Source organism: Protofrankia sp. Cr1 (assembly GCF_963555865.1).
GTDB lineage: Bacteria > Actinomycetota > Actinomycetes > Frankiales > Frankiaceae > Protofrankia.
Window position 1 is genome coordinate 9591 of sequence record NZ_CAUVXO010000060.1, and the last position, 3990, is coordinate 13580.

A 3990-nucleotide genomic window follows, 5' to 3' on the forward strand; every position below is an offset into this window, starting at 1 on the left:
GTCGGCCTGCCGTGCCGTCGGCGTAGCCTAAGTGGTCGAAGACGGCGTGAAGCTGCTGGAGAACCTGTCAGGAAGAGGAACACCGAACGTGGCGAAGGAGATCGGCAGGAAGCTGGTCGCACAGAACCGGCGGGCCCGACATGACTACACGATTCTCGACACCATCGAGGCCGGGCTGGTGCTGCATGGCACCGAGGTGAAGTCGCTACGGGCGGGCCGGGCGTCGCTGGTGGATGCCTTCGCGCAGATCAGCGACGGGGAAGCGTGGCTGCACGGCATGCACATCGCGGAGTACGCGGAGGGTACGTGGACGAATCACACCCCGCGCCGGCGCCGCAAGCTGTTGCTGCACCGCGACGAGATCGCCAAGCTGGTCGGCAAGACCAAGGAGGGCGGCCTGACCATCGTCCCGCTGTCCATCTACTTCAAGGACGGCCGGGCAAAGGTGGAGGTCGCGCTCGCCCGTGGGCGCAAGACCTACGACAAGCGGCACGCGCTCGCCGAGCGGGACGCCACCCGTGAGGTCTCCCGGGTGCTGGGTCGGCGGGCCAAGGGCCGCGAGGACTGATCCGTGTCAGCCTGCACTGATCGGTGGCGACCATCGTGCGGGCACCGTCACCTGTCTCGCCAGCGGTACGGGCGCCGTCCGTCAGACCGGGGTGGTGGACAACCGGGCGTTCGTGGGAAGATGGGGGACGCGGCCGACGTTGGGTCGTGTGGGCGGTCGTCCAGGCGGCCCGCAGCAAGAGCGATCAGCGGTACTATCGGAGCAAGGGCAACACTCGACAGAACGAATACTGACAGAACACGGGGGTGACCGGCTTCGACTCCGGACGTCGAGGCAGGGGAAGCGGGCCGAGGATGAGCGGTTATCTCGATAACGATCCGCTCAAAGAAATAACTGCCAACAAGACGCAGTCTGTTCCAGCCGCTTACAGCCTCGCTGCCTAAGCGCTACTAAGGAACCGTCAGCCTGAGAGTTCCTCCGGCTCAGGGTCTGGCGTCGCTAGGAGGATCACTCTCTGACCCGGTCACGGGGTCAGATGGGACATCTCACAGTGACTGAGCCCACACCGGCATGCCTGTGTGATTGGTGGGGCTGAGAAACAAGTAGCAGGCTGCGCCCGGAGAAGTCCTGTTGCGGTGCCGGAGGACGCGGGTTCGATTCCCGCCACCTCCACGAGCTGGTTGATGCTGTTCGCCGACGGTGGGTCGGCTTCCCGGGGGGCGTGATGTCTGCCCGGGGGGCGACCCCCCGGACCCCCGGTGCGGGGCTTCGCCCCCCGGGCACCTGGGCGTTCGGTGGTTTTCGTCGGTATAACGACCTTTTTTACCTACGCCCGGCCGGCGGCGGCACGAGGAGTAGGTGACTTTCGCGGCAATAGCGACGTCTTCTACCGACCGTCTCCGTTGGTGTCATCGGGCCGCCCCCTCAGCAGCCCGATGACACATTCGGAGGCGGCACCTCCACGGTCCACAATCGGTTCAGGGGCGGGAACCCGTCCGGGTACGGCGGGCGTAGCGCATTCCGGTCGGCGGTCCGGATGTCGTACCGCGTCGCGCCCGTTCGCTGAGTATGTACAGCACACGTCGCAACGCCAGTCCGGCGGCGTCTGAGCGGATGCTGACCTCCTTTTCTCCGCCCTCTCCGTCGCTCCCACTGGATATCAGCGGCAGGCCGTCCAGCCCGAATCGCTCCTGAAGCGCAATGTCCTCGGCCAGGATGGCCTGCTCGAAGCGGGCGGCGTCGGCCAGCCGCTCGGGGTCTCCGCCGAGGTCGTCGCGCAACAAGCGGGTGTAGACGCGGGTCGAGTTGGTGTCCTCGGGTTGTAGGCAGAAAAAGATCGTGTTTGTGCTGCCGGCGTCGGGATATTCCAGCACCAGGCGCAGTTGGAACGGTGGACGGTAAATGTAGGTCGACCGGCGGCGCTGAATCAATGGTCGCAGACCGGCTGCCACGCCCGGATCCTCAGGGTTGGCGACGGTCTGGTTCATGCGCGCCCGGAATCCGTTGCCATCGGGAGTGATTTTGTATGGAGGGACGATCGTCTCCTCACCCGCGCCGATCGTGTCAGCGTGGACGAACGGGAGATGTGCGGTGTCGAGGAAGTTGTCGGCGAGCAGACCGGCACACGACGACGTCAGTACGACATCCAGCCACACCGAGTCAAAGGCGGGGTCGGCCGCCTCAGGCAGGTCGATGATGTCCGCGAACGGTTCCTCGGGCGCGAGCCATACCAGCCCGTGGCGTTCGACGGCACCCCACGCGGGGGTCGCCCGGGCCTGCTTGGGTGCGGGCACGTCCGGCCCGAGCGCGGGTACGGTCGTACATTCCCCGGATGCGACGAAACGCCAGCCGTGATAGCCGCAGACAAGCTCGGGACCGTCCACCCGGCCGGCCGAAAGCGGCGCCAGGCGATGCGGGCACCGGTCGGCGAAGGCAACCACGTGGTCATCGAGCCGGGCGATCGCCCAGGGTTCACCGAGAAGGCGGACAGGCACCGGTTCGTCGCCGACGTCCGATGAGCGTGCAACCGGATGCCAGCCGCGTCGAAGAGAGGGATCTGTGTTTGTCAGCAATTGCGGAACGTCAACCACCTCCAGGAACAGGGGCCGTCGGATGACAGGCGCGGATGACAGGTCAGATCGCGTTCGCTGAAACGCATGCTCAGAGTATGACGATTCAATCCCGTTGATGTTTCGACTTCACCTCCCGGATGTGACGTAAAGTGACGGTGATTGACATCTCATCCGAGCTGGCATCAATGAAGCTGACGTGATGGTCGTCCCTTTTCCGGGAATTTCACGCACGCCTGGGTACATGGCGGATACGGCGCGCCGTCAGTGCAGGTGGGCGGCGTTCATTTCGCGTTAAGGGGGCTGGTGGCCGGCCGTTGTCGGCTCTCATCGGGTCCGGCCAGCGGCAAACACCGAAGACCTCTCCCGTCGCCGATGGTGAACATGCGCGTAACCTCGCGGCTCTATCGTCGGTGGGTATGTGGGTTGCGCGCGGCCGACCGTCATCCCTGCCAGCGTCCCTGCCCGGCGGCCTCGGCGCCCCGCGGCACCCGGCGTCCCGAAGACAGCGCGATCATGAATCATCCGCCCGGACCAGGTGTGCCACATGATCGTGGCAGCTCCATCCCACCTCGCCGGCCGGGCCGGCCGGGCCGTCGACCCCGCCGCCGGCCCGACGACCCACATGTACCGGCCCCTGACCGTCGCCGAAGTCGTCGACGCCCTGGCCGACGGGGATGGCGAGCTCCTGGCTGGCGGCACCGATCTGGTACCGGCGCTGCGTGCCCGCCGGCGGGACCCGGCTCGGATCGTCGCCCTGCGCCGGGTCCTGGAGCTGCGCTCGCGCGGGGCCAGCGCAAATCTGTTGATTGTCGGCGCCGGTGTCACCTATCACGATCTGACGGGCTGGTCGCTGTCACCGGGACTGGCGGCGACGGCGCGGGTGGTCGGCTCGCCCCAGATCCGCAACACGGGCACGGTGGGTGGGGCGCTGGGCACCGCCAACCCGCGGGGAGACCTGTTGACCTTCCTGTCCGCGGCCGACGCCGAGGTGGTGATCCACAGCGTGCAGGGGGTGCGGACCGTGGACGTCCCGTCTTTCCTGGCCACCGGTCTGGACCCGACCGAGCTGGTCACGGCCGTCCGACTGCCCCGCCCATGTGGACCGCAGGTCTACGTGAAGATCGGTTCCCGGCAGGCTGCATCGACGGCGCTGCTCTCGTGCGCGCTGGTTGTCGACCGGGTGCATGAGCGGGTGAACTGCGCGATCGGCGGGGTTGCGGGCCGTCCGACGCGTCCGCGTGCCGCCGAGGAGTTCGTCCGCCAGGGCATCGACTGGGCGGCTGGCACGATCGCCGCGGATGTCGCGGCCGGGTTCGGCGAGCTCGTGGCGCAGGCCGCCGCGGTCGTGCCCGATCCCCTCCCGGACGAGGTGGGCGGGTCGGCGGCCTACCGCCGGCATGCGGCCGGAGT

The 3990-nt window shown here is 67.4% G+C and carries 3 protein-coding genes and 1 other RNA gene; 3 read left to right on the forward strand and 1 reads right to left on the reverse strand.

Annotated elements, in window-relative coordinates:
* The first annotated feature begins 88 nt into the window (after positions 1 to 88).
* Positions 89 to 568 (forward strand): SsrA-binding protein SmpB, encoded by a 480-nt coding sequence (gene smpB, locus U9980_RS07975; protein ID WP_322751437.1) that lies wholly within the window; start codon positions 89 to 91, stop codon positions 566 to 568.
* 241 nt (positions 569 to 809) lie between these two features.
* Positions 810 to 1183, forward strand: a transfer-messenger RNA (tmRNA) gene (ssrA, locus tag U9980_RS07980).
* Positions 1184 to 1485: 302 nt separating this feature from the next.
* On the opposite strand, the gene U9980_RS07985 is transcribed toward ssrA, so the two are convergent.
* Positions 1486 to 2580: a Rieske 2Fe-2S domain-containing protein gene (locus U9980_RS07985; protein WP_416210191.1), complete on the reverse strand. Its 1095-nt coding sequence runs from the start codon at positions 2578 to 2580 to the stop codon at positions 1486 to 1488.
* A gap of 622 nt (positions 2581 to 3202) precedes the next feature.
* On the opposite strand from U9980_RS07985, the gene U9980_RS07990 reads away from it, so the two are divergent.
* A partial coding sequence (locus tag U9980_RS07990) for an FAD binding domain-containing protein (RefSeq protein ID WP_416210193.1) occupies positions 3203 to 3990 on the forward strand: 788 nt, incomplete at its 3' end.